Genomic DNA, 23,047 nt, shown 5'->3' on the forward strand with positions numbered 1-23,047 from the left:
GGCATCCGGCTGGCTCGACACCTGCAATCGACGATGGACAAGGCCTGTGAACGCGCTGAAGGGACTGACAGTCATCGAATTGTCCGAGCGCGTCTGCGGCGAATATTGCGGAAAGCTCATCGCCGATTTCGGGGCGGAAGTAATCAAGGTGGAGCGGCCCGGCGGTTCGCCAACCCGCCACATGGGGCCCTTCAAGGACGATCTGCCGGGCGCCGAGCGATCGACCGTGTTCGCCTATCTCAACACCAACAAGAAGTCCGTGGTGCTTGATCCCCACCTGCCGGCCGACCGGGAGCGCCTTGAACGGCTGATCGCCCGCGCCGACGCGCTGATCGACGATCACCCCAGCCCCCTGTCCCCCCCGCAGGAGCTTTCGGCCCGGTTTCCCCGGCTGGTCCATTGCCTGATCACGCCCTTCGGCCAGGGTGCGCCCCAGGAATGCCAGATCGCCAGGCCGCTCAACGTGATCAATGCCGGTGGCTGGGCCTATCACACACCCAGCGAGACAGCGCCGGACAAGCCGCCGCTGAAGGGCGCCGGACGTTTCCTGCCGGACTACGAGACGGGAATCGATGCGGCGCTGTGCGTGCTGTCGTCCCTGCTGCGCCAGCGTCGGACGGGACACGGGCAGGCAATCGACATTTCCGAGGTCGAGGTTCAGGTAAACCGCACCGACTGCGTGCTTGGCCGCATGCTTGCCGGTGAACAGGAGCCAAGCCGCGCGCGCACGGCCTATGACATGGGCGGCCCGGCCGCAGCCTTCGCCTGCGCTGACGGCTTCCTCTACATGATCATCACCACCCGGGCGCACTGGAAGGGCCTGGTCACGCTGATGGGCAATCCTGAATGGGCCACCGCATTCCCGGAGGACTGGCTGGAGTTCCAGTGCACCCCCGATCGCGTCGCGCAGTTTCGCCGGCACTTCGCGGACTGGGCGCGGGTCCAGCACAAGCATTGCGTCTCGGTCGAAGGGCAGAAGCTGGGCGTTACCATCGTACCGGTCAACAGCGCCGCCGAACTGCCGGGCAACGAGCAGTTCCGGCACCGCGGCTTTTTCCAGAAGCTGTCCCACCCGGTGCTGGGCAAGGCGCTCTACCCCACCGTCAGCTACCGCATGAGCGCAACGCCGGTGCAGCTGGCCTCCCCTGCCCCGGCGCTGGGGCAGCATGACGGGGAGATTGCCTGATGCCGATGCCCGATCGCGGTGGACCGCTCTCGGGAATCCGTGTCCTTGCCTTCACCAAGGTCTGGGCCGGCCCCTATGCGGGCAAGTACCTGGCCCAGCTGGGTGCGGAGGTGATCAAGGTGGAATCGATGACCAACCTTGACGAGATGCGGGCCTATGGCGGGGTCGATGTTAATGCGGCCCCCTATTTCCTGTCGATCAACCAGGAGGTGCTCTCCGTCCAGGTCAACATGAAGACGCCGGAAGGGCTGGATCTGGTCCGCAGGATGGTCGCCCAGAGCGACGTTGTGATCGACAATATACGGCACGGCGCGATGGAGCGGTCGGGCCTCGATTACGAAAGCCTCCGAAAGATCAGGCCGGACATCATCCAGCTTTCGGTGAAGATGTGGGGCAATGAAGGTCCGCTTGCCTACCAGACCGGCTATGCCCCCTGCTTCGCTGCCCTGTCCGGGCTGAACTATCTCGTCGGGCATGAGGGCGAGGTGCCGCGCGGCATGAACATCCGTTACGGCGATTCCAGCGCCGGAGCCTGCGCGGCGCTCGCCATCGTGGCCGCGCTGCATCATCGCGAAACGACCGGCGAAGGCCAGTTCATCGACCTTTCTGCGGTAGAGGCAATGACCAGCTTGATCGGCGACAGCCTGCTATCGTGGAGCGTGACTGGCACGGTGCCGCAGGCCGATGGCAATTTCCACGGCGGGATGTGCCCGCATGGGGCCTATCCCTGTGCCGACGGCGAATGGCTGTCGATCGCGGTCGACGGCGAGGACGAATGGTCGGCGCTATGCCAAGAGCTTGGCCTGCCTGCCGCGCCGGAGCACGCCTCGCTGGAACTCCGGCAAGCAGACCGGCACCGCATCGATGCAATGATCGCAGCCGCAACGGCGCTCCGCAGCGCCGGACAACTCGGCGAAGCGCTGCGGGTCCGCGGCGTGCCGGCCTTCCGCTCGCAAAGCTCGATCGACCTGTGCTCCGATGACCTGATGTGGTCGCGCGGCGGCTATCGCATGGTCAGCGATCATCACACCGGCACGCGCCCCGTTATCGGCCCGCCCTGGCGCATGGCGCCGGACGAAGCGCGCATCGGACGGGGCGCACCGCTGCTTGGCGAACATAACGACTATGTCTATGGCGAGCTGCTGGGCCTTCCCCCCGGCGATATTGCGGTGCTGAAGGAGCGAAAGGTTATCGACTAGCGCGTCCATCCGCGCCAGCCTTCCGGCAAGAACTGGGAGACGGACAATGGAACTGGCCTTTTCGATGCCGCACATGCTCGAGCTCAAGGCATCGATGCAGCCGTGGGAACTGCAGGTTACCGGCGCTGACCAGACGCGACTGGCGAAGTGGGCGGAAAAGCTGGGCTTCGCCATGATCTCGGTGCCGGAACATCACATCATCCCGCGCCAGCACATCGGCCTTTCCGGTCCGTTCTATTTCCATGCCTTCGCCGGCATGTCGTACCTCGCCGGGGCGACCGAGACGATCCGCGTCAATTCCTGCATCTCGATCCTGCCGCTGCAGAACCCTATTGTCTCGGCCAAGGCGCTGGCAACGCTGGACTGGATGTCGAGCGGCCGGGCGATGATCACGTTCGCCGCCGGCTGGCTGGAGGAAGAGTTCGACATCCTGGGCGTGCCATTCAAGGAGCGCGGGGCGATCTGCGAGGAATACCTTGCCGCCATCATCGAGCTGTGGACCAGCGACAATCCGGAGTTCGAAGGCAAGTACGTCAACTTCCGGGATGTCGCGTTCGAGCCCAAGCCCGTCCAGAAGCCTCACCTGCCGCTTTGGCTGGGGGGCGATGCTGATCCGGTGCTGCGCCGATGTGGCCGCTATTGCTCCGGCTGGTGGCCGTTCCTCACCAAGCCGGAGACGATCCCAGACAAGATCGACTACATCAAGTCCCAGCCCGACTACGCCGGCAAGCTGGAACACGTGTTCTACGGCTTTTCGACCAGCCGCGTGGGCGAAGGGCATGTGGTGATCGACGATCCGAAGGCGCGGCCTGGGCAAACCAAGGCCGAGATCATCGACCGCCTTTCATGGTTCAAGGAACTGGGCGTGACGATGAGCGGCATTCCCATCCCCGCCGTCACTGGGGTGCAGGAATACATGGACTATACGCAGTGGGTGGCCGAGGAGATCATGCCGGCAATCCGCTGAGGATCAGCCCCAGATCGCCTCTGCCGCCGCAACCGCCTGTGCCTGTCGCCCGCCCAGCTCACCGGTCAGGAACTTGAGGCGATAGGTCCACAGGTGCATCGGGTGCTCCAGCGTCATGCCCATGGCACCCATGAACTGGTGGTAATCGTACGCCACCTTCTTCGCCGCTTCGAGTCCGTGGTTGAGCGCCAGTGCTGCGTCACCTGCATCGCCGGTTCCGGCAGCGCGCAGCGCGAGCCAGTAGGCGCCATTCGTCAGCACCTGGTCTTCGGCCAGCCGGTGGCGCATGGCCTGAAACGTGGCGATCGGACGGCCGAACTGCTTGCGCTCCGAGGTATAGGTCTTGACGCTTTCCAGCGCGGCGGCGAGCAGTCCCGCCGTTTCCGCCGCCACCCCGACACGCCACAGGCGCAGCGCTTCCGCAGGGGTGAGATCATGCACGCGCGCATCGGCCGGCACAGCCGCCAGGCAGGCCACCGGATAGGCGTAAAGCGGCTCGTCCGTCGCTACGCGCACCTGCTCCGCAGAAGCCGTGAAACTGCGCACGCCGCTGCTGCCGACCACGACCACGGTTGCTCCCGGCCGCAGGTAGCGGACCGGGCGGGCAAGCTGCCCTTCCTCGACAAGGCAGACCGGACGCGGCAGTTCGGGATCGAGGGCGATCCGCAAGAGCGCCGATGCGGCAGCTTCCACTGCAAAGGGCAGGCGCGCCAGCCGTTCGATCACCAGGGCCGCAGTGACTGCGCCCAGTTCTTCCATCGCGGCAACGTCAAGGAAGCCGCCTTCGGCCAGTTCCGCTTCCAGCGCATCGCTGACCAGCGCCAGCGAGGTGTCGTGCAGCGGCACGGTGGCATAGGGACGCGTAAGGCCATCGAGGAAATCGATGATCTGGCGTTGGTCTTCATTCAGCGCGAGGTCCATCAGCGCGGCTCCCTCGGAAGTTCGAGCACGTCGCCCGCAATGATGTTGAGCTGGATTTCCGCCGCACCCGATGCGATCCCGGCAACGATGCCGCGCTGGTGATGCATCTTGAGATAGGGCGATGCATCGGCCAGCGCCTCGGGCACATATTCCACGACGAATTCGCAGACCGCGCGTTCCGCCATGACCGTGGCGAAGCGGGCGGAACTTGCTTCCGGACCGACTGCCAGGCCTTCTGTGCGCTTCTGGACAATGGCGTAGTTGGCCGTGCGCGCAGCCTCGCACAGCGCCGCGCAACGCCCTGCCTCTGCCATCACGAGTTCGCCCGACCAGGCACCGCGGTTTTTCAGCATGGCCACCGCCCGATCAAGCGCAGTACGCGCGAGGTGGTAGCGCGGGATGCCGAGGCGTTCGTTGGTCAGCGAGTAAGAGATGATCTCCCACGCCTGACCTTCCTCACCGAAGCGCTGGCCGATGGGGACCTGCACATCGTCGAAGAACACCTCGTGGATGTCGCCCTCGCCGATGAGGCTGGGAATCTGGCGCACAGTGATGCCGGGCGTGTCCATCGGGACAAGCAGGATCGTGATGCCGCGCTTGCGATCGTCGCTGGTGCGGGTCAGCAGGAAGCAGGTGTCGGCCAGGCCGGCATAGCTGGTCCAGATCTTCTGCCCGTTGATGCGATAGGTGTTGCCTTCCAGCACTGCACGGGTGCGCAGGGATGCAAGGTCGGAGCCGCTGTCAGGCTCGGAAAAGCCCTGGCACCACAGCATCTCGCCCCGCGCGATCTGCGGCAGGTAGCGCGCCTGCTGTTCGGGCGTGCCGTACTTCATCAGCGTCGGCCCGATCCAGTTGACGTTCATGTACTGGCCGCCGCGCGGCTCGCCGTATTCCCACATGACTTCGGCCAGGATCTGCTGGTGCCATGCATCCAGGCCCTGCCCGCCATGTTCCACCGGCCAGTGCGGAAACAGCATGCCGTTATCCGCCAGCTTGCGGCAGAATTCGGCGGCAAAGCGCGTTAACGCAGGGCTTGCCGGGCCGTGCTGGGAAAACTTCTCCCAGTCATCGGGCAGCTCGGCATCGAGGAAGGCGCACAGCTTGTCGCGAAACGCCTGCTGATCTTCGTTCCAGGTGAACTCCATGTCGCTCCGGTTAGACCAGCCCCGGTCAAGGTTCCAGACCCCGCGCAACGCTGGGGTGATAGAGCGCCGGGACCGGTTGTGGCGCGCGCACCCTTGCCACAGAATTGCGGCAAAGGAGATTGTCATGGACCTGAATGTCGGCGCCGAATGCCTGAAGCTGGAACGCGAGGGACCGATCCTGTGGTGCACGATCGACCGGCCGAACGCCCGCAATGCCTTTACCCCGGCCATGTACTTCGGCATCAAGCGCGCCGTCCGCATGGTCAACGACAAGAACAATGACCTGCGCGCCCTTATCATCACCGGCACGGGCGATGTGTTCGCTCCCGGTGGCGACCTGGGCGGCCGTTACGAGCCGGGCGACGAAAAAGTGCCCGAAGGCCTGACTTACGAGACCCTGCCTTTCGTCGCGATCCGCGAATCGGTTGCTCCTGTGGTCTGCGCCGTCAACGGCATCTGCCAGGCCGGCGGCCTGCTCGTCGCGATGATGGCCGACGTTGCGGTCGTATCGGAAAAGGCGACTTTCCGGGTGCCCGAACTGCTGCGCGGCATCGTCGATGCAACCTATGCCGCCGTGCTTCCCGCCCATGTCGGCATGGCGCAGGCGCGCGACCTGCTGCTCACCGCCCGCTCGATCGACGCCGCCGAAGCCCATCGCATCGGCCTCGTCAGCCGCATCGTCCCGCATGAGAACCTGCGGGCAGAAGCGCTCAAGGCCACGGTCGAACTGCTCAAGGCCGCACCCGAAGCCCGCGCCCACGTCAAGCGGATGCTCAACCAGCAATATGCCGCCATCGATTACGAGACGATGTTCGCCAGCCTCGCCTATGGCACCGAAGTGCGCGAGGGCATGCGCAGCTTCATGGAAAAGCGCCAGCCGAACTGGATTCCCGACGACCTGCCCGAGGTCTAAACGGTGGCGACAGGGTTCCCGTATGCCTTCCGCAGCTCGTGCTTCGCGAGCTTGCCGGAAGGGATGCGGGGCAGCTCCTCGACAAAGTCATAGCTGCGCGGCTGGGTAACCGCCGAAATGCGGGTGCGGCACCATTCGCGCAGTTCAGCTTCCAGTTCCGGCCCGGCCTGCGACCAGTCCTTCGGCTGGATCACCGCCTTCACTTCCTCTCCGTATTCGGCATTCGGCACGCCGATCACGGCGGCATCGAGCACCTTGGGATGGACGATCAGGCAATCCTCGATCGCCTGCGGATAGATGTTCACCCCGCCCGAGATGATCATGAAGTCCTTGCGATCGGTCAGGAACAGGTAACCGTACTCGTCCAACCTGCCGATATCGCCCACGGTGAACCAGTTGGCGTGGTGCGGATGCGTGGCGCGGCGGGCCTTTTCGGGGTCGTTGAGATAGCTGATCGTCCGGCCCTCGGGCGCCTCGAACCAGATCACGCCGGATTCGCCGGCCGGCAGCTCGTTGCCATCCTCGTCGCAGATATGGATCGGCCCCATCGAACTGCGCCCGACCGAGCCCGGCTTGCGCAGCCACTCCTCAGCCGAGATCGCTGTCGCGCCGACACCCTCGGTGCTTGAGTAATATTCGAAGATGCACGGCCCCCACCATTCGATCATGCGGCGCTTGATCTCGACCGGGCATGGCGCCGCAGCATGGATCGCCAGCCTGAGCGACGAGGTATCGTATTTGAGCCGCACTTCGTCCGGCAGGGCCAGCAGGCGCACGAACATGGTCGGCACGAACTGGGCGTGATTGACCCGATAATCCTGGATCGCCCGCAGCGTAGCCTCGGCGTCGAACTTTTTCAGGGTTACAAAGGTGCCGCCCAGCCGCTGGGTTATGACCATGCCGGAGAGCGGCGCGGCATGGTAAAGCGGCCCGGCATTCCAGGCGACCAGCGGATCGAAAGGCTGGTACATGTCCGGCCGCCCCTCAGACGGGTTGAACTCGTCGATCGGGCCGGGCGTGAACGGCACGGCGATGCCCTTTGGCCGACCGGTGGTGCCGCTCGAATAGAGCATGTGGAAGCCGGATATCTCGTCCGCAACCGGCTCGGCAGGCATCGCCGCCAAAGCCTCGCCCAGCGAAGTCGCGCCGGCAATCGGCTCGTCATCGTCGGCAAAGAAGATTTCCGACACGCCGGGGATCAGTTCGGCACGCTGGGCGGCAAGCGTGCGGGGCGTGGCCCCGACCGACGCGGACAGCACGAGCAGCTTCGACGCGGAATCGCCAAGGATATAGGCCGCTTCTTCCGGCTTCAGATGCGTCGAAAGCATCGTCACCATCGCACCGCAACGCGTCGCGCCCCAGTAGACTATCGGCACGAGCAGCGAATTGCGCATCATCACGCCGATCCGGTCACCCGGCGCAATCCCGTGCGACCGCAGCAGCTGGGCAAAACGGTTGGAGCCCTCGTCGAGCTGGCGATAGGTCAGCACCTCGCCGGTATCGGCAATGACCAGCGCGGGATGATCGGGCCGACTCAGCGCGTGGGCTGACGGATGGTGTCCGGGCATCTGCCGCTCCTTACTTCAAGGCCAGCGCGGCAGCCTCCGCATCGCAGCCGGCCGGCGCGTGCTGACCGGCCAGAGCCTTCGCCTCTTCGCGCGCGGCGGCAAGGTCGGCCTGGTAGGCCGGTTCCGACTGGAGCCGCGCGAAGACCGCTGAGGCAACGACCTGGCCCTGCTCGATATCGTTGAGCCAGTGGACGTTGCAGATGCGGCGGCTGTCGCCAAAGGCGCGGCCACGCGCGACGAGTTCGGCAGTCCGGTCAGGGAAGACCTGCGCCAGCACCAGCGACCAGCCCCAGCCGATCCCGGAATGGCCGGAGGTATAGGATCCGTTTGCCCGCAGCCCCGGCTCGTCCTTGGGCGTGCAGGTTGGCTTGCCGTTCACCACGAAGGGCCGCTTGCGCATGTACTTCTGCTTGGTCGGCGCGGAGGCAAGGCCGAACTCCCGCAACGAACGGCGCAGCAGGGCATCGGTCTTCGGCGTGGTCGAAGGACTGATCGTCACGCCCGCCGCGCAGGAAAACGCGCCCGTCGCCTGCGCCGAGGTAAGGTCGGCATCGCGCGCCGCCAGGGCGAAACGCGGTGTCCCCTGCAGCTTAAGCGCGGCCTTCTGGGCGGCCTTGTCGCGCGCTTCATCGGCAGAGCCGGGTGCCGGTGGCGGCGGATCGATCTTCAGGCTGTCCGGCATCGCCCCCTTGGGCAGGTAAGGCGGCAGCATGAAAGGGTTGGTCTGCGCCAGCAGGCTGGTCCCCAGCCCGGCCGACAGCGCCAGACTTGCAGCAAGAACGAATTTAGCGCGCATCGATCAAAGCCCCTCCACCATCAGGCAACGGTATGGCGCGGCCTTTTGCCGCAGCTTCGCCCGTTCCTGGTAATCGGGGCTGTAATACCATGCCCTGGCAGAGTCACGGTCGGGAAATTGCAGGACGACAACGCCATCGGCAGCATCGCCTTCCAGCGTTTCCAGATCGCCATAGACGACCAGCGGCGTCATTGCGCTTGCCGAAGCGCCCGCCCCGCGATTTCCCGAACGATAGGCCTCCATGGCCTCGTGATCGACAATCTCACCCTCGCGGATGAAGATCATGTAAGTTGCCAAGTCACTCTCCCATGCCGTCTTCGTTGACCATCCAGTTCACGAAGCGATGGAGAGGATACATGCCATCCCACGGGTTGCCTACTGTCGACGGACCGGCCTCGCCCAAGGGGCAAACGCGCTGCGCCCCGCCCGCGCCCAACCGGTCGCGGTAATCGGCCATGCGCTCGCTGGGGTAGAAGCCGATCGTCTGCGTGGCGACGTTGACGTACTTCACCGCATCGTCGAGCGAATCGACCCGCACCACGTTGCCGATCTTGTTGATCGGGTGGAAATCGACCGGCTCTTCGGAGCGGATGACCAGGCCCTTGCCATCGGCCTTGCCCCAGGTGCCGTATTCGTCGTCCATCATCATCAGCGCTTCCACCTCGTCGCGCAGGTCGCCCGAAAGCGGACGGACATCGCCCGAAGCGGCGGCGCGCTCGGCAATGTTGCGCTGGAACTTGGCGCACCACTTGTCGACCAGATCCTGCGGACCTTCGACGAACTGATAGCGGCTGGCGGCGCAGGCTTCCTGGTTGAGCATCATCAAGTCGGCAGCACAGCGGCTGGCGGTTTCCTCCATGATCTCTTCGCTGGCCAGCGCCTCGCGGCCGACCATCGAGATCGAGGTCTTGGGATCGAACGAGACCAGCTGGAATCCGGGCCCGAGGTACTTGATGACGTTGTTGATCGCGTCGCCGCCGCCCCAGGCGACGATCTTGTCGAAGTACTGCGGACGATAGAGCACGTTCTCCACCGCGGCGTCGCCACCGCGCCAATAGACCGCGCTCATCGACTTGACGATCGGATGCTCAGGATCGATCTGCGCCATGGTCCGCAGGATCGCCACAGTATAGAACGGATCGGCGCTGCTCATCTTGAACAGGTTCACCGCCTTTACCAGCGCGCCCTGGGCAATCGACTTCACGGCAACGCCGGGCGAGTTGCCGGGCAGCACATGGATCAGGCGCGGGGCATAGGCACGCACGAAGCTTTTGCGGCCGGTGAAGTCCTCCTTCGGCACCCAGCCATCGAGTGCACCGGGATCACGGAAGCTCTGCTCCACCTCTGCTTCGAGGATGCGCTTGTCGAGGTAGGCGACCGCGTGCTTGCCCACCGTCTCGAACACCGAGCGCGGCAGGATGTGCGTCGATGCCATGCGATCGAAGCATTCATGGACATATTCGTTGTCCGGCGCGACGAGGCGCTGGCCGGTTTCGACCAGAAAGTCGATGATCTCGGAAACCGGCACGTTCAGCAGCGGCGGCACCTCGGTGCGCTTCGGGATCGCCTTGTCATAGGGGATGTTCGGCGTGGCGAAGGTCACGCCAAGATCGCGCGACTTCTGGACGATGTCGTTGCCTTCGACCAGCTCGCCCCGGAGGAAAAACGGCGCGGAAACGATCGGTTCCGCATTGGCGTCGAGCTTCTGGATGATCTCGGTCATGCCACACCCCTTACATAAGCGTCGATGGTGCCTGCGCAGCCGATCTTGTCGTCACCTTCAAGGTCGGCATAGCGGGCAATGTTGTCGCGAACCGACGGTCCCTTGTTGCCGCAGGCGCAGGGGCTGTAATCGAGGCTGATCCGGTCGCCCGAGATGACCCCGCCCCAACGCCCGTCGAGCGACAGGTCGAAGAAGGCCGCGCGGCCTTCGATCTCGCCGCCGTTCACGTCATAAGGCACCAGAGCATCGCCCTCCTTGTCGAGGATCATCGGCACGATCCATGGCGGCACGTGATAGCGATTGCCTTCGCGGCACTTGGGCATGCCGGAATTGAGCTCCTGCATGGAATAGTTCTGGAAATCCTGCTCCGGGCGGATGTTGAACGTCTCGTGGACGAATTCCTTGTAGTCCGCAGGCAACTGGGCGCGCTTCAGGCCGCCGCCGACATAGATGCAGTTGTCCGGGTTGAAGTCCTTGGCGGAATAGCCCTTGTCGCGCACCGCCTTGGCAACGGCATAAAGGCCGCTCCACAGGCCCGAGACCATCAGCAGCTTGTCGCGGTTCTCGATGATGTGCTGGGCGGTAAGTTCGATGGCGTCGTCCAGCACCTTCTGGCGGTCGGCCGAGGTAGCTTCGAAATCCGCGATTTCCTGCGGGCTCGCCGTGCCGTCAGCCATCTTCTTGCGCATCACCACCATCTTGGTGAGCGAGCCGACGGTGATCGGTGGCACCGGATAGTTCCACCGGCCCAGCTCAGGATGGGAAAAGGCCGCCTTCTGCGCCTCGGCAATGGTCTGGTTCTTGGGCACGGTGGCAACCGGCGCGCAGCCCACCATGTAGCGGTTCGCTTCAGGCTTGACGCCCGAACCCCAGGAGAAAACCTGCACCGTATCGATCTTCGACCAGTCCATGTCCTTCTGGCTGGCGATCAGCATGGCCGACTTGCCCGTGGTGCCGCTTGAGCAGGAAATATAATAGCCCTTCGCCGCCAGGCGGGCGATCCAGTCGTCAATGTCGGTGATCCCCTCAAGGTCCACGCCTTCGATCGGATAGGGCGAGACGGTGCCGAGCCACTTGGTCAGCCGGTCCCACTTTTCTTCCATCAGGAAGCTTTCGGGATAGGACTTGTAGGCCGTGTGCGGGAACAGCAGCGGAACCATGTCTTCCACGCTGGTGATCTCTTCGATGCCGGCCTCTTCGGCGCGATGGCGCAGCAGGCGGATCTTGTCCTTGCGATCCTGGAAGCGCTCATTGAGCGCCTGCACCTGAAGGTCGCGAAGCTCGGCGGCGGTATAATTGAACCGCTGCGGGTCCTGGGCATAGCCGAGCAAAGTCTCAAGGGCAGAAGTCACTTGCAGAATCCTTTCACTGCGCCACGCTGTCGGGACTCGACAAATGGCAACTCATGCGTATCATTATTTGGTGATTCCCTGAGCGGTGCAAGCAAAATCTGCGAAAGGCGTGATTTGAAGGACGGCATCCCCCCCACCCGGCGCAGCGCGGGACGTCCCACCCGGGAACAGGCGGAGGCGCGCCTGGAGGAACTGCTCGACACCGCGCTCGACCTGTTCCTGGAACACGGCTTCGAACTGGCGACCATCGAGATGATCGCCACGCAGATGAATATGACCAAGCGCACGGTCTATGCGAAATTCCCTGACAAGGCCGCGCTGTTCCTGGCTGCGGTACAGCGCGCGATCGAGCGGCAGATCGTCCCGCCGGAAGATCTGCGCAAGCTCGATCAGGGCGATCTGCGCGAAACGCTGCGCGCCATCGGGCACCAGCGCATCGGCCTTGTGCTGACCCGCAACGGCCTGCGCCTGCAGCGGATCATCAACACCGAAAGCTTCCGGTTCCCCAACCTGCTGATGCTCAACTACAACCAGAGCGGGCGGCCGGTAACGGAATTCATCGTCGAGTTGCTCGAACGCGAAATTTCGCGCGGCACCATGCGGTCGGCCGATCCGATGCTGGCCGCCAGTGTGTTCCTTTCGATGGTGGTAAGCGGACCGGTGCGCCAGATCGTCGCCGGCATTCCGCCCGAGGCCGAGGAAATCGAGCGGATCGTGGATTTCGCCGTGGACGTGTTCCTCGACGGAATGCGGGTGCGCTGATCGCAACAAACAATTTCATGCAGTGGGAGAGTACATGAGGACCTATCTCGGCGAGTTTCGCGTCAACTGGCACGTGTTGCTTGCCTGTTCGCTCGGCCTCGCGCTCGGCTCACCGCTCAGCCACTATACGCTCAGCCTGTTCGGGCCGGCGCTGATCGCGGAATTCGGCTGGTCGAAGGCGGACTTCGCCCTGATCGCATCGGTGCCACTGCTGACCCTGCCGCTGATCCCCGCAGCCGGACGCTTCGTGGACCGCTTCGGGCCGCGCATTGCCGCCTCGGTCGGTTTCGCCGCCTTGCCGATCGGCTTCTTCGCCTTCACCCAGATGTCGGGAAACCTGATCGAGTTCTTCGCGATCTACCTGATCCAGCACGTCTTCGGCATCCTGACGACGACGATGGTGTTCTGCCGCGTCGTGGTAGAGCGCTTCGATGCAGCGCGCGGGCTGGCGTTGTCCCTGCTGATGACCGGGCCGCCGACCATCGGGGCTATCGCGGCCAAGCTGGTGGGCGATCTGATCGCTCTGGAAGGCTGGCGCGCCGGCTATATGGCGATGGCCGCCGCCGCCGTGATCGGCGGGCTGATGTCGGTCCCCTTCCTGCGCAAGCATACCGTCCGCACGCAGGAGGATCGCGAGGCGGTGCGCCTGCCCCTGCGCGATTTCTTCCACCTGCTGCGCAATCCCGTGCTGCTGCTGATCATCGGCGGCATGGTGCTGGTGAACCTGCCGCAGGCCTTTGCCTCTTCGCAGTTGGTGCTGATTGCCACGGAAAACGGCGTCAGCAATGCCGGCGCGGTCTGGATGGTCTCGCTCTATCCCATCGGCGTGATCGTCGGCCGCTTCCTCAGCGGGCTGGCGCTTGACCGGATGCCGCCGCATTACGTGGCCATCGCCGCGCTGGGGCTGCCGGCGATCGGCTATGCGCTGTTTGCCTCTCACGTGACCTCCTATGAAATCCTCGCGATCGGCGTGGCGCTCATCGGTCTGGCTCAGGGGGCAGAGGGCGATATCGGCGCCTACCTCGTCTCGCGCCGCTTTTCGCTCAAGAACTACAGCCTGCTGCTCAGCATGGTGACCGCCTCGATCGGACTTGGCGCGGCGCTCGGCGGCCTCGTGGTCAGCGCATCGCTGCGCATGACTGGGCGCTATGACGCGTTCCTGGCCATCGCCGCAGCCACCACTCTCATCGGAGCTTTCCTGATCTTTGCCACCAGTTTGCGACGGTTCGACCATATCGGCGAAGGAGAAAATCGATGACCCTGGATGCCACCCGCCCCGTTGCTCTCGTCACCGGCGCCAGTGCCGGCATTGGCAAGGCGGCCGCCCGGATGCTTGTGGCCAAGGGCTGGCAGGTGATCGGCACCGGCCGCGATCCCGCGCGCAGCAGCGCTGCCATCGCCGAGATCGAGGACGCTGCGGACAACGGCGGCAGCTTCACCATGCTGCGCGGCGATTTCGATTCGATGGCGCAGGTGAAGCGCCTTGCCGGCGAGGTGAAGGCGCTCGCGCCCCGGCTCGACGTGCTGGTGAACAACGCCGGCGGCGTGCGCGACCGGCTGATCGCGACCGAGGAAGGCACCGAGGCGACATTTGCCGCCAACCACCTCGCCCCATTTCTCCTTACCCGCGAGCTGTTGCCGCTGCTGCGCGGATCGGCTCCGTCACGGGTCATCGCGGTTTCCTCCAGCGCGCACCGGCATAGCCAGGGTTTCAACTTCGATGACCTGCAAAGTCTTGGCACCGGCCATGCCGTTGCGGGCTATTGCCAGGCGAAGCTGGCCAACATCCTGTTCACGCGCGAGCTGGCCCGGCGCGAAGCTGCCAATGGCGTGATCGCGCAGGCCATGCACCCCGGCGTGGTGGACAGCAACTTCGCCAGCCACGGCGATCAGGCGATGAAACAGCACATGGCCGCCGCCGATACCGTATCGCCCGACGAACCGGCGGAAACCATCGTCTGGCTGGCTACGAGCGACGAGGGTGGTCGCGATGGCGGCCGCTATTTCCATCGCCTTGCCGAAGAAGTCCCCGGCGATGCCGCGCGCGACGATGCCGCCGCCGCGCGCCTGTGGGACGAAAGCGAAAAGCTGCTGGCCAGCCTCGGCTTCTAGGCCAGGGCCGGCGGGGTCACGCCCCGCTGTTCGGCAACAATGCGGAATTCGTCGGTGTTGTTGGCCGGTATCGCATAGCCGCCCTGGTCGTCGTTGATCGTGGCCCAGTTCGCCGCAATCGTTTCGGCATCCATCGGCGTGTCCTGGGCATGGCCATCGCATATCCCAATGAAGGCCCGCCCCAGCCTGCCGCCCAGCATCGAATAGATGCCGTGGTGGCTGGTGCAGGCGGAACTGGCAAGGAATGTGGCCAGCCCCGCAGTATAGGCGGGATCGAAGTATTGCGGCATGGCCGCGCTCCACCGGTTCTCGCCGAGTTCACCGGGCTTGATGTCGATGGTCATGCGGCTCATCGCATTGGGCATCATGGCATTGCACAGAATGCCGTGCGGCGCCCCCGCCTCGGCAAGGTTGTGCATCAGCCCCATCACCGCCCCCTTGGCCGCGCCGTATGCGGCCAGTGAAGCGTTGCCCAAGGTTCCACCCGAACTGGTGGTGAATACGAGCCGGCCATAGCCCTGCGCCTTCATGTGCGGCCAGGCGGCGTGGGCCACGCTCCACGATCCGCCGACATGGACCGCCAGCAGGGCGTTGAGATCGTCCAGCGTCAGATCCTCGAATGCTCCGTACCGGATGGTCCCGGCATTGGCGATCACGGCATCGATACGGCCGAAATTTTCGAGCGCGCAGGCAATGATCGCATCGCCGCCCGCCTGTGAGGCGACGCTATCATAGTTGGCAACCGCCGTGCCGCCCGCGGCCCTGATCTCGTCCACCACCTTGTCGGCAAAGGCGGAGGATTCCCCGCCCGGCACGCCGTCCGTCGCCCCGCCGAGGTCATTGACGACAACCTTGCCGCCACGGCGCGCGATTTCCAGGGCATAGGCCCGTCCCAGCCCGCCACCGGCCCCGGTGATGACGATGGCCTGCCCGGCAAAGCTGATCGGCATGGCACCCCCTTCCATGCGCTCAGTCCCAGGCCAGCGGCAGGTATTCGATGCCGAAGGTGCGGCCGGTGTGATACCGGTACTCCTCACCCTCTCGCAGGCGGATATTGCTGAACCGCTGAAGGAACAGCTCGATCACGATCCGCAGTTCACGCTTGGCGAGGTGGATGCCCAGGCAATTGTGCGTGCCGGTGCCAAAGGCGATGTGGCGCGATTTGCGATCGATATCGACCCGGTGCGGATCGGCGAAGACCGACGGGTCGCGGTCTGCGAGCATCAGCGGCAGGTGGATTTCCTCTCCCGCCTTCATCTGCACGCCATGGAACACGGTATCGCGCGCCAGGTTGCGATGCGTCACGACGACAGAAAAGGCGCGGGTAAATTCCTCAACCGCAGGGCCGATCAGTTCCGAGTCGGCGCGCAGCCGCTCCTGCAGGTCGGGATGGGTGGCAAGGTACCGCAGTATCCAGCCCAGCGTCGAATAGACCGTATCCAGCCCGCCGACGTAGAGGACATAGAACATGCCCATCGATTCAAGGTAGGTCAGCTGCCTGCCATCAACCTCGCCATTGACCATGGCATCGAGCAGCGGGTTGCCCGGTTGCTCCAGCTGCTTTTCCCGATGCGCCTTGAGATAGGCATAGACTTCGCGCGCGGCCTTCACCCGCTCTGCCATGTCAGCCCCGCGCATGATGCCGTCTTCCCAGTGAATGAACTGGTCGAGCATCGCCCGCGGCATGTTCATGAGGTCAAGGAAAACGTACGAGGGATAAGGGATGGCGAATTGAGAGATGAACTCGCAGCCGCCCTGCCCCGCGAACTTGTCGACCAGTTCGCTGGCCGAACGCCGCACCGCCTCTTCCAGTTCGCGCAGGGCCTTGGGCGTGAAATGCGGGTTCAGCAGCCGGCGATAGCCATGATGCGCCGGCGGATCGATCTCGATGGGGTTCAGGCGGACGTTCTCCCCCACCAGGTCGGCAATCATGCCGTGCCGTTCGGCGGTGAAGTTCTCGTAATCGATCATCGCCTCGCTGATCAGGTCGTAGCGCGTCAGCAGCCAGCCTGACCGGCCATAGGCGACATTGGTGCACCAGCGGATCGGCGGCCCATCGTGCAGGCGGCAGATCGCTGCCCACGGATCGCGCCCTTCGGCGGTAAAGGCATCGAAATCCGCGTCCCACACCAGCGCGTCGGGTACGTGCGCAGGAACGGTGGTTGCCGTGGTCGCCATGGGGGCCTCTCCTCTCGCCAGCCTATTGCTGAACTTATGTTCAGCAGACTGTGGGAAGAGTGGCCCTCCGTCAAGCCCTGCATTCAAGTGCGGGATTGACGCGGGGCGCAAGTGCGAGAAAGGCGGGGCAAACCACACCGGACCGAAAGCCATGATCGCACCCGACCGCCCCCGCCGCTCTGCCCTTTACCTGCCTGCATCGAATGCCCGTGCCATTGAAAAGGCGCGCAACCTTCCGGCGGATGTGATCATCCTCGATCTGGAGGATGCCGTGGCTCCGGAAGCCAAGGCCGATGCCCGCGCCGCTGCCGTCGCCGCCGTGCAGCAGGGCGGGTTCGGCAACCGCGAAGTGGCGATCCGGGCCAATGGCCTCGATACCGAATGGGGCGCGGCCGATCTTGAAGCGATTGCGGGGTCGGGCGCCGATGCCGTCCTCGTCCCCAAGGTCTCGACCCCGCATGACATCGCCGCCTGCGAGGCTGCTTTGGCCTCTGCCCCCGCTGCCATGCAGCTATGGGCGATGATCGAGACCTGCACGGTGATCGGCCAGCTCGATGCCGTAGCCGCAATGGCTGGCAGCACGCGGCTATCGCTGTGGATCATGGGGGTGAACGACCTGGCGAAGGAAATGCGCGCAAGGCTGACGCCGGATCGCACGCCCTTCCTCCCTGCCCTGACGCTGGCGGTCTGCGCGGCCCGCGCACACGGGGTCACCATCCTCGATGGCGTGTGCAACGAATTCCGCGACCTTTCCGTCTTCCGCGCAGAGGCGGAACAGGGGCTGCTTTATGGCTTCGACGGCAAGACGCTGATCCACCCCGATCAGATTACCCCGTGCAACGAAGTCTTCTCTCCCGGCGAGGCAGAGCTTACCCAGGCGCGCGCGATCATCGATGCCTTTGCCCTTCCCGAAAACGCCGGGAAAGGCGCGATCCGGGTAGACGGCAAGATGGCCGAGCTGCTCCACCTTGAACAGGCGAAGCGACTGGTGGCCATTGCCGAGCGGATCGGCGCGCTTAGCTGAAGCGCGCCAGCACCTGCTCCATCTCTGCCGTCGTGCGGATGCCCGGCGCGGCTGCGCATACGGCGGGGATGGAATTGACGGCGCGATGCGCGGTGAAGCCCGGGGTGACGGTGGGATAGGTCTCGCGGTCCACCGGGAAGGTGATGTTCACCTCCATCGGCGTGTCGCCTTCCACCGCAACCTTCCAGCCGCTTTCGCGCAGGTTCCAGTCGCTGTGCTCCACATCGGCGGTACAATACCAGTTGGCGCGGAAACGCAGGCGGGCCTTGCCGTCCTTCACGCCTTCGATGGTAATGCGCTGGGCGCCGACGGTGCCCGCCTCGATCGTGCCGGCAGCGATCTCTACCGTGTTGTTGGCAGCAGAGAGTTCACCAAAGGCGCGCCATTCGTCGATCTCGATGCCGATCGCCTGCGCCACCTGGGCAAGGCTCGCGGCGAAATCGTGCTTCACGTAATCGACCTTGCGCTGATCGAACTGCCCGACCGACACGCCGTAACCCATGACGTTGAAGATCAGGTCCGGCGAGTTGCGGCTCGTCATGTCGGCATATTCGTCGATCGTCACGCAATCGAGCCGGCGCGACATCGAAACCATCGGCAGCAGCATGGCCTCGGTGATGAAGCCCGGGCTTGAACCGGTGGAATAGACCGAACTGTTGCCCGCCGCGCACGCTTCCTCGATCCGTTCGCGCACTTCCGGATCCATGCTCCTGGGATCGTGGAAATCCCCGCGCGTGGTGACGACGTTCTTGCCCGAGGCGAGAATCTGGCAGAGCTCGTCGATGTTGGTGCCCTGCCGCATGTAGAGCACGCAATCGGCCGGCTGGGCGACAATTTCGGCGACCGAGCTGGTAGCGATCACGCCGGTATCGGGACAGCTTCCCTTGTAACCCACGTCGCGCTCGACCAGCCGCGCGGCATCAAGCCCGGCCTTTTCCGGGTTGCTCACCCACAGTCCGACAAGTTCCATGTCCGGGTGCTCGACCACGGCCCGCATGGCGCGGGTGCCGACATTGCCGGTCGCCCACTGGATTACGCGATACTTCGTGCCATCGGCCATGTTCTCTCTCCCGTTGACGAGACAGCGCCGAACCGCGTCAAGCGATCCGGCGCCATCCCTGTTTGCCCGTGATTGGATCAGAACTTCGTGCCGATCTCAATACCCCACGTCGTCGGAGCCGACCAAACCGCGCCGGTGGCGAAGTTGTTGTACTGCGCCTGGGTGACGTAGCGGCTGTTGGTGACGTTATCGCCGAAGGCCGCCAGGAAGAAGCGGTCGGACGGCGCGTTCCACTGAGCCCGCAGCGACAGGACTTCGTAGGCCTTCTGCGGGAACTGGGTTCCCGAAGGGCCGAAGAAGAAGCTGGAGGTGTAGTAGAGGTTGCCCGACAGGGCGAGCTTGCCGCCCGCCAGGTCCGCCGTATAGCGCGCACCGACATTCGCAGTGAACTCGGGCGTGCGCTGCATCTTGGTATTGGTCAGGGTAACGCCGGTCAGCAGGTAATAAGACGTGCCGTTGGCGCAGTTGACCACGGCTGCACCGGTGCAGCGCGCATAGACCGGCGCATCGTTGAACTTCTTGTAGCGGGCATGGACCCACGCCGCGCCAAGGTTGAAATCGAACGCATCGGACACGCGGTAACGCACCGCACCTTCAAGGCCGTAGATTTCCGATTCAGCGGCATTGATGACCTGGGCAGAGGGCGGATTGCCCTTGAACAGCGAGACCTGCAGGTTCTTGTAGTCGTAATAGAACGCCGACATGTCGACCGACAGCGCCCGGTCATCATACTTGTAGCCAAGCTCGAAGGCGTCGATCTTTTCCGGGGCAACCGGGTTGCCGGTGCTGCCACCCACGTCGAGGATGCCCGCCTTGAAGCCACGGGTGTAGGAGGCATAGATGCTCGAGCTGTCGCTCGGCTTGTAGCGCAGGACGACGCGCGGGGTCAGCGTGTCCTTCTTCACGGCAGCAGCCTGCGCCGCGGTAACCGGCGTCTTCACGCCCGAGAAGGCGGTGATGTAATAGGCATTGTCGATCTTGTCGTGGCTGTAACGCAGGCCGCCGGTGATGAAGAAGCGCGGCGAGACTTCGTAAGTGCCGTCGACAAAGGCGGCGAGGCTGCGCGAAGTGGTGCTCGACCCGCCCATGCGGATCCGCCCGACTGTGGCGACGTTATTGTCCAGCCAGGTCTGCCATTCGTCCTTGTTGCTGAAGTAGAACGCGCCCGCAGTCCACTGGAACGGGCTGCCCGGCTTCGACGTCAGCAGGAATTCCTGGCTGAAAGTGCGGTTGTTAACCGGCAGGCCGATCTGGAACACGGTGAACGCCGTGTGGTCGAGGTCTTCCGACTGGTCGACATCCTCGCGCTTGTACTGGGTGTACGAGGTGAAGTTGGCGAAGCCGAGATCGGCCTTCAGCGTTGCCTGGTAGGTATCGCTATCGCTCTCGACCCGGTTGGGCACGTCACCGGCAAAGAGATCCGGCTTGGTGGTGTACAGTGTCGTGGGGACGAAGGTAGGTGCCATGTCGCCAAGGACCGGATCGACATAGACGTTGGCCAGCATCGAGCGCGGATCTTCCGTCGTCGTATGGCCATAGCGCAATAGCAGCGAGGCCGTGCTGGAAAGGTTGAACTTGGCACCCAGGCGCATCGACCACGACTTGTAGCGGCCGATCTTGTTATTGCCGGTCAGGTCGGTCTGGAAACCGTTGCCGCCGCGGTAGAGCGCTTCCATGTCGAAAGCGACATCATCGTTGCCGGCGGTGACATAGCCCTGGAGCTTGTGTTCGTTGAACCGGCCATAGGATGCCTTGACCTGCCCGCCCGATTCCGCGCTCGGCTCGCGGGTGGTGACAAGGATCGCACCGCCGGTGGTGTTGCGACCGAAAAGCGTGCCCTGCGGCCCCTTCAGGACCTGGACCGATTCCACGTTCATCATGTCGAAATCGGCACCCAGCGGGTTGGGCGAGTAGAAACCGTCGACGTAGATGCCGACATTGCCGCCGACGCCGGACGTGGTCACGGCCGTGCCAATGCCGCGGATGCTGGGCTGCACCCACTGCGCCTGGCTGTCGAAACGCAGCGCCGGGGTGACCTTGGAAATGCCGGTCAGGGTCTGGATGTTGGCGGTGGCCAGCTCTTCGGTCTTGAGCGTGGTCACCGTGATCGGCACATCGACCGAGCGCTCTGCACGGCGCTGGGCGGTGACGATGATTTCCTGGCTGGCAGCTTCCTCGCCCTCGCTGGCATCCTGCGCCATGACCTGCGTCGGCATGACGACAAGCGCGGCAAGCATGGCCTTGGCCGATGCGGCTGACATGAATCGAGCAAATTTCATGGGCTTACCTCCTCCACCCGCAGTCCTTCGCTGCGGCTCGTAAAAGAACCTAGGCCGGTTGCACTGCCGTTCAAGCCAAATGGGGCCACCGGACTTCGCAGCAGCGATCAAGGGCCGACGTAATTCACCGTGCCCATCTGCGGATCGGGGGAGTCTGCCTTCCAGCGCACCGAGCCATAGGGCCGCTCAAGCCAGCGCCGCACGCGCGATTCCCCGGCATGGCGGCTGAAAGCATTGGCCGCCATCTGCGCCTCGGAATCGGCCTGGGTGTAGCGATCGCGCATACGCAGGTAATCGCCCCAGGTGGGACAATGATACCGTTCGAGCCAGATGTTCGGGTTGGCAATGTCGCGGGCAATGGTCCAGTCGAAGCCACCATTGCGCTGCCGGCTTTTGCCGACCTGCCGGATCGCGTTGTAGAAATCGCGCGCATCGGCGGGATCGACGTCGTACTCCACCTCGATCGCCACCGGGCCGGAACGGAGCGAAAGTTCCATCGCAACCTCTGGCTCGTTGGCCAGCGCCCAGGAATCCTGCCCTTCGGCATCGCCGCGCGGCAGGGGCGCGATGAAGCCGATGACGATCGTAAAAATGCCGAATACCGCCGATGCCACGAGCGAGAGGAACAGGCCCTGGCTGGCTGCAACGGCACCCCAGAAGGCCGCGCCGATGGCGATGCCGCCGGTAAGGGCGGAGGAATAAAGCGACAGTGCACGCGCGGTTACCCATCGCGGCGCCGAAAGCTGGACACCGACGTTCAGCATGGCGACCGTCAGGATATTGCACGCCCCGCTGATGAACATCGCGGCACACGTGAGCCAAAGGTCACCGCTGACCGCGACCAGCGTGGTTGCCGCGCCGGAAGCCACGGAGAACAGGCGCACGGACCGCTCCGTGCCCAGCCCCTCGCGCAGTTGCGACACGAACAGCGCACCGATCACCGCGCCGATGCCCGCCGCACCGAGCATGAGGCCATAAGTGCCTGCGGTACCGCCCAGCAGGTCCTTGGCCACAAGCGGGCCCAGCGCCGGGATCGAGGCCGTGCCCAGCCCCATCAGGAAAGCGCGCAGCAGCACGGTGCGGATCGCGGGCGCATGCAGGGCGTAGCGGGCGCCGGATACGATGGCCCGGTCGATCCGCTCCGGTGGCAGGCGCGAAGGCACGTGCTTGCGCTTCCAGAACCAGAAGGCGATCCACAGGGGAAGATAGAATACCGCGTTGATCGCAAAGGCGGCGCTGGCCCCCAGGACCTTGACGACGAGGCCGCCGATGGCCGGCCCGACGCTGCGCGCGACGTTATAGCTGATCGTACCAAGGGCGACGGCCGCCGGCAGGTCTTCGTTCGAAACCTGTTCGCCGATCGAGGCCTGCCACGACGGTGAATAGAGCGCCACCCCTGCCCCGATCAGGACGCAGAAGGCCAGCAGGATCCACGGCGTGGTCAAGCCGGCGAAGGCCAGCGTGGTCAACACAGCACCGCAGATTGCCGAAAAGCCCAGGCCGACAAGGGCAATCTTGCGCCGGTCGAACATGTCCGCCACCGCGCCGGCGGGAACAGCGACGAGCATCAGCGGGAGCATGAGCGCGGTCTGGACCAGCGCGACCATGCTCGGCGAATTGGTCAGCCGGGTCATCTCCCAGGCAGCGCCGACGCCAAGGATCAGCTGCCCGAAGTTCGAAAACAGGCTCGACGTCCAGATTCTGCGGAAAGTGGGCTCGCGCAGCGGGGCGAACGAACTGCCCCCTGTCTTGCTCCCACCGGACGTGCCGGCCACTCGTGATTCTCCCCATAAGAATGGTTGACGCGATCATCACGTGGGCAGGCAATTGGTCAAGCCGCGATTGGCATAAATTGCCGGATC

20 protein-coding genes are annotated in these 23,047 nt (G+C 64.4%); 8 read left to right on the top strand and 12 right to left on the bottom strand.

What is annotated here, in order from left to right; genetic code table 11:
* The first annotated feature begins 46 nt into the window (after positions 1–46).
* The 3 genes from C0V78_RS04045 to C0V78_RS04055 are packed head-to-tail and all read left to right on the top strand — an operon-like array spanning position 47 to position 3,352.
* Positions 47–1,186 (top strand): CaiB/BaiF CoA-transferase family protein, encoded by a 1,140-nt coding sequence (locus C0V78_RS04045; RefSeq protein WP_101796548.1) that lies wholly within the window; start codon positions 47–49, stop codon positions 1,184–1,186.
* Positions 1,186–2,385, top strand: a complete 1,200-nt coding sequence (locus C0V78_RS04050; protein WP_254049809.1) for a CaiB/BaiF CoA-transferase family protein — start codon at positions 1,186–1,188, stop codon at positions 2,383–2,385. The genes C0V78_RS04045 and C0V78_RS04050 overlap by 1 nt, the downstream gene beginning before the upstream one ends.
* 46 nt (positions 2,386–2,431) lie before the next feature.
* Positions 2,432–3,352, top strand: coding sequence for a TIGR03619 family F420-dependent LLM class oxidoreductase (locus tag C0V78_RS04055; protein ID WP_101796549.1), 921 nt, complete (start codon positions 2,432–2,434; stop codon positions 3,350–3,352).
* 3 nt (positions 3,353–3,355) lie between these two features.
* Here C0V78_RS04055 and C0V78_RS04060 read toward each other — a convergent pair whose 3' ends face one another.
* Together C0V78_RS04060 and C0V78_RS04065 are read right to left on the bottom strand one after the other, a co-directional pair.
* Positions 3,356–4,273, bottom strand: coding sequence for an acyl-CoA dehydrogenase family protein (locus tag C0V78_RS04060; RefSeq protein ID WP_101796550.1), 918 nt, complete (start codon positions 4,271–4,273; stop codon positions 3,356–3,358).
* Positions 4,273–5,418, bottom strand: coding sequence for an acyl-CoA dehydrogenase family protein (locus tag C0V78_RS04065; RefSeq protein ID WP_101796551.1), 1,146 nt, complete (start codon positions 5,416–5,418; stop codon positions 4,273–4,275). The genes C0V78_RS04060 and C0V78_RS04065 overlap by 1 nt, the downstream gene beginning before the upstream one ends.
* A gap of 124 nt (positions 5,419–5,542) precedes the next feature.
* Between C0V78_RS04065 and C0V78_RS04070 the strand changes: the two genes are divergently transcribed.
* Complete coding sequence (locus C0V78_RS04070; RefSeq protein ID WP_101796552.1) at positions 5,543–6,331, top strand: enoyl-CoA hydratase/isomerase family protein; 789 nt, start codon at positions 5,543–5,545, stop codon at positions 6,329–6,331.
* On the opposite strand, the gene C0V78_RS04075 is transcribed toward C0V78_RS04070, so the two are convergent.
* The 5 genes from C0V78_RS04075 to C0V78_RS04095 are packed head-to-tail and all read right to left on the bottom strand — an operon-like array spanning position 6,328 to position 11,770.
* Complete coding sequence (locus C0V78_RS04075) at positions 6,328–7,899, bottom strand: AMP-binding protein (protein ID WP_101796553.1); 1,572 nt, start codon at positions 7,897–7,899, stop codon at positions 6,328–6,330. The two genes, C0V78_RS04070 and C0V78_RS04075, sit on opposite strands and share 4 nt — an antisense overlap.
* Positions 7,900–7,909: 10 nt before the next feature.
* Positions 7,910–8,695 carry a phosphatase PAP2 family protein gene (locus C0V78_RS04080; protein ID WP_101796554.1) on the bottom strand — a complete coding sequence of 262 codons (786 nt, stop codon included), beginning with the start codon at positions 8,693–8,695 and terminating at the stop codon, positions 7,910–7,912.
* A gap of 3 nt (positions 8,696–8,698) precedes the next feature.
* Positions 8,699–8,992, bottom strand: coding sequence for a DUF1330 domain-containing protein (locus tag C0V78_RS04085; RefSeq protein WP_101796555.1), 294 nt, complete (start codon positions 8,990–8,992; stop codon positions 8,699–8,701).
* A 1-nt stretch (position 8,993) separates the two neighbouring features.
* Positions 8,994–10,418, bottom strand: a complete 1,425-nt coding sequence (locus C0V78_RS04090; protein ID WP_101796556.1) for an acyl-CoA reductase — start codon at positions 10,416–10,418, stop codon at positions 8,994–8,996.
* Positions 10,415–11,770, bottom strand: a complete 1,356-nt coding sequence (locus C0V78_RS04095; RefSeq protein ID WP_101796557.1) for a hypothetical protein — start codon at positions 11,768–11,770, stop codon at positions 10,415–10,417. Before C0V78_RS04095 ends, C0V78_RS04090 begins: the two co-directional genes overlap by 4 nt.
* A gap of 114 nt (positions 11,771–11,884) precedes the next feature.
* Here C0V78_RS04095 and C0V78_RS04100 point away from each other — a divergent pair, with 114 nt between their 5' ends.
* The 3 genes from C0V78_RS04100 to C0V78_RS04110 are packed head-to-tail and all read left to right on the top strand — an operon-like array spanning position 11,885 to position 14,644.
* On the top strand, positions 11,885–12,532 hold the full coding sequence (locus C0V78_RS04100; RefSeq protein WP_101796558.1) for a TetR/AcrR family transcriptional regulator: 648 nt from the start codon (positions 11,885–11,887) through the stop codon (positions 12,530–12,532).
* Positions 12,533–12,566: 34 nt separating this feature from the next.
* On the top strand, positions 12,567–13,790 hold the full coding sequence (locus C0V78_RS04105) for an MFS transporter (RefSeq protein ID WP_101796559.1): 1,224 nt from the start codon (positions 12,567–12,569) through the stop codon (positions 13,788–13,790).
* On the top strand, positions 13,787–14,644 hold the full coding sequence (locus C0V78_RS04110) for an SDR family NAD(P)-dependent oxidoreductase (RefSeq protein ID WP_173843330.1): 858 nt from the start codon (positions 13,787–13,789) through the stop codon (positions 14,642–14,644). The genes C0V78_RS04105 and C0V78_RS04110 overlap by 4 nt, the downstream gene beginning before the upstream one ends.
* On the opposite strand, the gene C0V78_RS04115 is transcribed toward C0V78_RS04110, so the two are convergent.
* Complete coding sequence (locus tag C0V78_RS04115; RefSeq protein ID WP_254049810.1) at positions 14,641–15,609, bottom strand: SDR family NAD(P)-dependent oxidoreductase; 969 nt, start codon at positions 15,607–15,609, stop codon at positions 14,641–14,643. The genes C0V78_RS04110 and C0V78_RS04115 overlap by 4 nt on opposite strands.
* A gap of 4 nt (positions 15,610–15,613) precedes the next feature.
* Positions 15,614–16,822 (bottom strand): cytochrome P450, encoded by a 1,209-nt coding sequence (locus C0V78_RS04120; RefSeq protein ID WP_158241458.1) that lies wholly within the window; start codon positions 16,820–16,822, stop codon positions 15,614–15,616.
* 151 nt (positions 16,823–16,973) lie between these two features.
* Here C0V78_RS04120 and C0V78_RS04125 point away from each other — a divergent pair, with 151 nt between their 5' ends.
* Positions 16,974–17,846 (top strand): CoA ester lyase, encoded by an 873-nt coding sequence (locus C0V78_RS04125; protein ID WP_101796561.1) that lies wholly within the window; start codon positions 16,974–16,976, stop codon positions 17,844–17,846.
* On the opposite strand, the gene C0V78_RS04130 is transcribed toward C0V78_RS04125, so the two are convergent.
* The 3 genes from C0V78_RS04130 to C0V78_RS04140 all read right to left on the bottom strand — a co-directional run bounded on the left by C0V78_RS04130 (position 17,839) and on the right by C0V78_RS04140 (position 22,960).
* Positions 17,839–18,906, bottom strand: a complete 1,068-nt coding sequence (locus C0V78_RS04130) for a dihydrodipicolinate reductase (protein ID WP_101796562.1) — start codon at positions 18,904–18,906, stop codon at positions 17,839–17,841. The two genes, C0V78_RS04125 and C0V78_RS04130, sit on opposite strands and share 8 nt — an antisense overlap.
* A gap of 77 nt (positions 18,907–18,983) precedes the next feature.
* Positions 18,984–21,185 (bottom strand): TonB-dependent receptor, encoded by a 2,202-nt coding sequence (locus tag C0V78_RS04135; protein ID WP_101796563.1) that lies wholly within the window; start codon positions 21,183–21,185, stop codon positions 18,984–18,986.
* Between the two features lie 107 nt (positions 21,186–21,292).
* Positions 21,293–22,960, bottom strand: a complete 1,668-nt coding sequence (locus C0V78_RS04140; protein WP_101796564.1) for an MFS transporter — start codon at positions 22,958–22,960, stop codon at positions 21,293–21,295.
* Between the last annotated feature and the right edge of the window lie 87 nt (positions 22,961–23,047).

Origin of the sequence: Novosphingobium sp. TH158, assembly GCF_002855555.1 — a bacterium.
GTDB lineage: Bacteria > Pseudomonadota > Alphaproteobacteria > Sphingomonadales > Sphingomonadaceae > Novosphingobium.

What these genes read in the sequence shown, in the direction of transcription:
- C0V78_RS04050 (WP_254049809.1), top strand. Translation starts at nt 1,186, where the DNA reads ATGCCGATGCCCGATCGCGGTGGACCGCTCTCGGGAATCCGTGTCCTT.
- C0V78_RS04055 (WP_101796549.1), top strand. Translation starts at nt 2,432, where the DNA reads ATGGAACTGGCCTTTTCGATGCCGCACATGCTCGAGCTCAAGGCATCG.
- C0V78_RS04060 (WP_101796550.1), bottom strand. Translation starts at nt 4,273, where the DNA reads ATGGACCTCGCGCTGAATGAAGACCAACGCCAGATCATCGATTTCCTC.
- C0V78_RS04065 (WP_101796551.1), bottom strand. Translation starts at nt 5,418, where the DNA reads ATGGAGTTCACCTGGAACGAAGATCAGCAGGCGTTTCGCGACAAGCTG.
- C0V78_RS04070 (WP_101796552.1), top strand. Translation starts at nt 5,543, where the DNA reads ATGGACCTGAATGTCGGCGCCGAATGCCTGAAGCTGGAACGCGAGGGA.
- C0V78_RS04075 (WP_101796553.1), bottom strand. Translation starts at nt 7,899, where the DNA reads ATGCCCGGACACCATCCGTCAGCCCACGCGCTGAGTCGGCCCGATCAT.
- C0V78_RS04080 (WP_101796554.1), bottom strand. Translation starts at nt 8,695, where the DNA reads ATGCGCGCTAAATTCGTTCTTGCTGCAAGTCTGGCGCTGTCGGCCGGG.
- C0V78_RS04090 (WP_101796556.1), bottom strand. Translation starts at nt 10,418, where the DNA reads ATGACCGAGATCATCCAGAAGCTCGACGCCAATGCGGAACCGATCGTT.
- C0V78_RS04105 (WP_101796559.1), top strand. Translation starts at nt 12,567, where the DNA reads ATGAGGACCTATCTCGGCGAGTTTCGCGTCAACTGGCACGTGTTGCTT.
- C0V78_RS04110 (WP_173843330.1), top strand. Translation starts at nt 13,787, where the DNA reads ATGACCCTGGATGCCACCCGCCCCGTTGCTCTCGTCACCGGCGCCAGT.
- C0V78_RS04115 (WP_254049810.1), bottom strand. Translation starts at nt 15,609, where the DNA reads ATGGAAGGGGGTGCCATGCCGATCAGCTTTGCCGGGCAGGCCATCGTC.
- C0V78_RS04120 (WP_158241458.1), bottom strand. Translation starts at nt 16,822, where the DNA reads ATGGCGACCACGGCAACCACCGTTCCTGCGCACGTACCCGACGCGCTG.
- C0V78_RS04125 (WP_101796561.1), top strand. Translation starts at nt 16,974, where the DNA reads ATGATCGCACCCGACCGCCCCCGCCGCTCTGCCCTTTACCTGCCTGCA.
- C0V78_RS04130 (WP_101796562.1), bottom strand. Translation starts at nt 18,906, where the DNA reads ATGGCCGATGGCACGAAGTATCGCGTAATCCAGTGGGCGACCGGCAAT.
- C0V78_RS04135 (WP_101796563.1), bottom strand. Translation starts at nt 21,185, where the DNA reads ATGAAATTTGCTCGATTCATGTCAGCCGCATCGGCCAAGGCCATGCTT.